Origin of the sequence: Streptomyces sp. NP-1717 (genome assembly GCF_022695985.1) — a bacterium.
GTDB lineage: Bacteria > Actinomycetota > Actinomycetes > Streptomycetales > Streptomycetaceae > Streptomyces.
In genome coordinates this window covers 1-3,249 of record NZ_JAAPBF010000396.1, presented here as the reverse complement: position 1 = coordinate 3,249, position 3,249 = coordinate 1, and the positions used below count along the sequence as shown (strand labels likewise).

The following is a 3,249-nucleotide window of genomic DNA, read 5'->3' as shown; positions in this document are numbered from 1 at the left end:
ACATGCCTCAACTTCGGGGGGACGGGGTGCGGATGAACGACGCTCAGGTCTGCGGATCACCCGGCGCGGGGACGCGCGCCGTTCCAACGCCCTCGTACACCCCGCGTGTTGACGTATGAGCTCCCTCGAAGACCCCGTGAGCCGGGGAGTCGTCCGCATCGGCCCCGCCGCCGCCGGGTATGACGCAGGCAGTGCCGGATTCTGGGGCAGCGGATTCTTCGTCGCCCCCGAATGGGTCGTGACCTGCGCGCATGTCGTGGACAAGAGGGTGGGTGCGATGGAACGGGAGCCAGGCGGCGGTGTCACCGTCACCACCTGCGACGACGAGCGGCTGGAGGGCGAGATCGCCCACCTCGTCACCGGCCACGACCTCGCGCTCGTACGGGTGCCGGGCGCGGACTTCGCCGACTGCCTCTGGCTCAGCGACCGTTCGGCGCCCACACCCGCCGAGGTCGAGCTGTACGGCTGGGCGCAGACCTCGGGGGCGTACGGCCCCGAGGAGTTCCTCTCCACGAAGGCGATGGCCACCGGCGGGCGCCGGGGGAACGCGATGTGGCTCCAGGACGGCCTTGTCCTGCGCGGCTGTTCGGGCGGGCCCGTCGTCGACACGCGGTACGGCTCGGTCATCGGCGTCATCAAGAGCCAGGGCCAGGGCGACGCCACCGTGGGCCGCGCCGAGTCCGTCACCGCCCTGCGCGCCCTGTGCGACCAGGGCGCCGAAGCCGTGTGGGCGGAGGTTGTCGCCGCCCACGACCGGCACCATCTGCGGCGTTTCGAGGGCTCCGGCGACTGCTGGCCGCGCCTGCACACCCGGCTCGCGGTGCGGCAGGGCCGGCCGCACAGCTTCGACCCGCGCTCACGCACCCAGCTGTACGGGCTGTTCGCCGACGTCGAACCGCCGTCGGGGCCCGGCCAGGTGCTGCATCTGGTCAACGGCACCGGCCGCCGCCTGCTGCGCAGCCCTCAGCGCATCGAGTCCAACGACCCCCGCAGCTGGCGCGAGGGCTCGGGCCTCCTCTACGACCCGCGCGAGCGCACCGAAGCGGCCCTGGCGGGACGGGATCTCGAACAGGAAGCCGTCGTCCTGTACGCGGCGATGGTCTACGGCGCCCTGCGCGCGCCCCGCGACACCCCGGGCGCCAAGAAACTCCGCGACTGGGTCGAGACGGCCGCCAACGCCCTGGAGACCGACGTGATCCGCGAGGAGAGCCTGGCGCTCCTGGCCGCCGGCGACAGCGATCAGGCCACGGGCGACGGCCCGCGCACGGGCCCCGGCGACGCGGCGCACGACGACGTACTCGTCGTCATCGAACCCGAGGTCTACGGCACCCACCCCTGGCGCGTGCAACTGCTGGACTCCGACGGCGGCACGACCACCGTCCGGCACGACGAGGAGGGCGTCCCGCGCACCGATCTGGAGGCCGCCGTACGCCAGGGACTGAGCGAGGCACTGGCCCGCGCCGACGCCGGGCAGTACCTCGCCGCCGTCGACTTCCTGCTGCCCCGCGCGCTCTTCGACGAGCCCGTCGACGAATGGCGCTCCCGGCTGCCGCGCGCCGACGAACCGCCCAGCGTGCACACCCTCCCGATCGGACGGCGCCGGGTCGTTGCCCTGCGCGACCAGTTGCGCCGGCGCGACGGCGTGACCCCGGAGTGGAACCGCGCCAAGCGCGCCACCGACCACGGCCCCCTGGAGGCCGTACCGCTGTGTCTGGACGTACCGGAGGGTGGGCACGGCGCCGCCGCGCCCGAGGGCGAGGAAGCGGCGTACGCGCGGCTGTCGGTGAGCACGGCGGGCGACGCGGGCGTGCCTCTGCCCGTGTACTGCGCCAGTACGGCCACGGGGCGCGGCTCACGCGTCCTCACCCGCGCCTTCCACGCCGGCCACGTCGCGGTGCTGTGCCGCCGCACCGGCGAGGACGGGCACGACGACTGCGCCGAATTCCACCGCAGGGCAGCCGAGTTGGTGCGCGAGGCCCCCACCGGCAGCGAGCTCCGCGAGCGCGTACGGCGCCTGCGCATCCTCAGCGCCGACCCCGGCCGGGACGATCAGGACACAGCCTGGGCACGGCACATCGTCCTCATCTACGATCCACCCCACAGGCCGGCTCCCGACGAACCCCTGCACTTCCCGCCCCTATGACAGACACATGCCCCCAAGCCACCTGCTGCGGACGGGGTACGGACGTCCAGGCGGGGTACGGACGTCAGGATGCCGGGCACACGCCGGGCTGACAGCGATGAGGAGCCCACAGTGAGCGACTGGCGCATCTACCGGGGAGCGGGGCTGCCGCACGACGGTGCGCGGCAATTACCCGATCCGCCTCCCTGGCGCGAATTCACCGCGCGGAGCCCCGACGGCGCCGACGGCCCGCAGGACGGCCCGGCGGACAGCGAAGAGGTGGACAACGCCCGCCGGCTGGGCGTCAAACGCCGCCTCGTGGAGTCGTTCCACCCGCGCCCCGAAGAGGTCGAGGCCGTCAACGCCGCGCTCCAGCTGCGCCGTCCACTGCTCGTCACCGGCACCCCCGGCACCGGCAAGTCGACCCTCGCGCACGCCGTCGCCCACGAACTGCGGCTCGGCCGGGTGCTGCGCTGGCCCATCGTCAGCCGGACGACCCTCCAGGACGGCCTCTACCACTACGACGCCATCGGCAGGCTCCAGGACGTACAGCTCGACCGGGCCGTGTCCGGCGACGCCGTGCGGCAGCCGCCCATCGGCTCGTACATCAGGCTCGGTCCGCTCGGTACGGCGCTGCTGCCCTCGCCCGACGGGCTGCCCAGGGTCCTGCTCATCGACGAGTTCGACAAGAGCGACATCGACCTGCCGAACGACCTCCTGAACGTCCTGGAGGAGGGCGAGTTCACCATCCGTGAGCTGGAGCGGCGCGCCGAGCGGGAGCCCGCGACCGACGTCCTCACCGACGACGGCACACCGGTGACTGTGGTGGGCGGCCGGGTGCGGTGCACCGCGTTCCCCTTCATCATCCTCACCTCCAACGGAGAGCGGGACTTCCCCGCCGCGCTGCTGCGCCGCTGCATCCAGCTCGAACTCAAGCCGCCCGGCGAGAAACAGCTCGCCGCGATGGTCGCCGCGCACCTGGGCGAGGAGGCCCTGGAGGAGGGCGCCGAGCTGATCGAGCGGTTCCTCCAGCGTGAACCCGGCGAGGTCGTCGCCACCGACCAGCTGCTCAACGCGCTGTACGTGACCCAGCGCGCCGCCGACGACGAACAGATCACCCGCAACAG

2 protein-coding genes are annotated in these 3,249 nt (G+C 73.0%); both read left to right on the top strand.

What is annotated here, in order from left to right; all coding sequences use genetic code 11:
* The first annotated feature begins 115 nt into the window (after positions 1-115).
* The gene (locus GXP76_RS34825) at positions 116-2,143 is read left to right on the top strand and encodes a trypsin-like peptidase domain-containing protein (RefSeq protein WP_242575617.1); all 2,028 of its coding nucleotides are present in this window, start codon (positions 116-118) and stop codon (positions 2,141-2,143) included.
* Positions 2,144-2,254: 111 nt separating this feature from the next.
* Positions 2,255-3,249: MoxR family ATPase (locus GXP76_RS34820; protein WP_242575616.1), on the top strand; the 995-nt coding region annotated here is incomplete at its 3' end.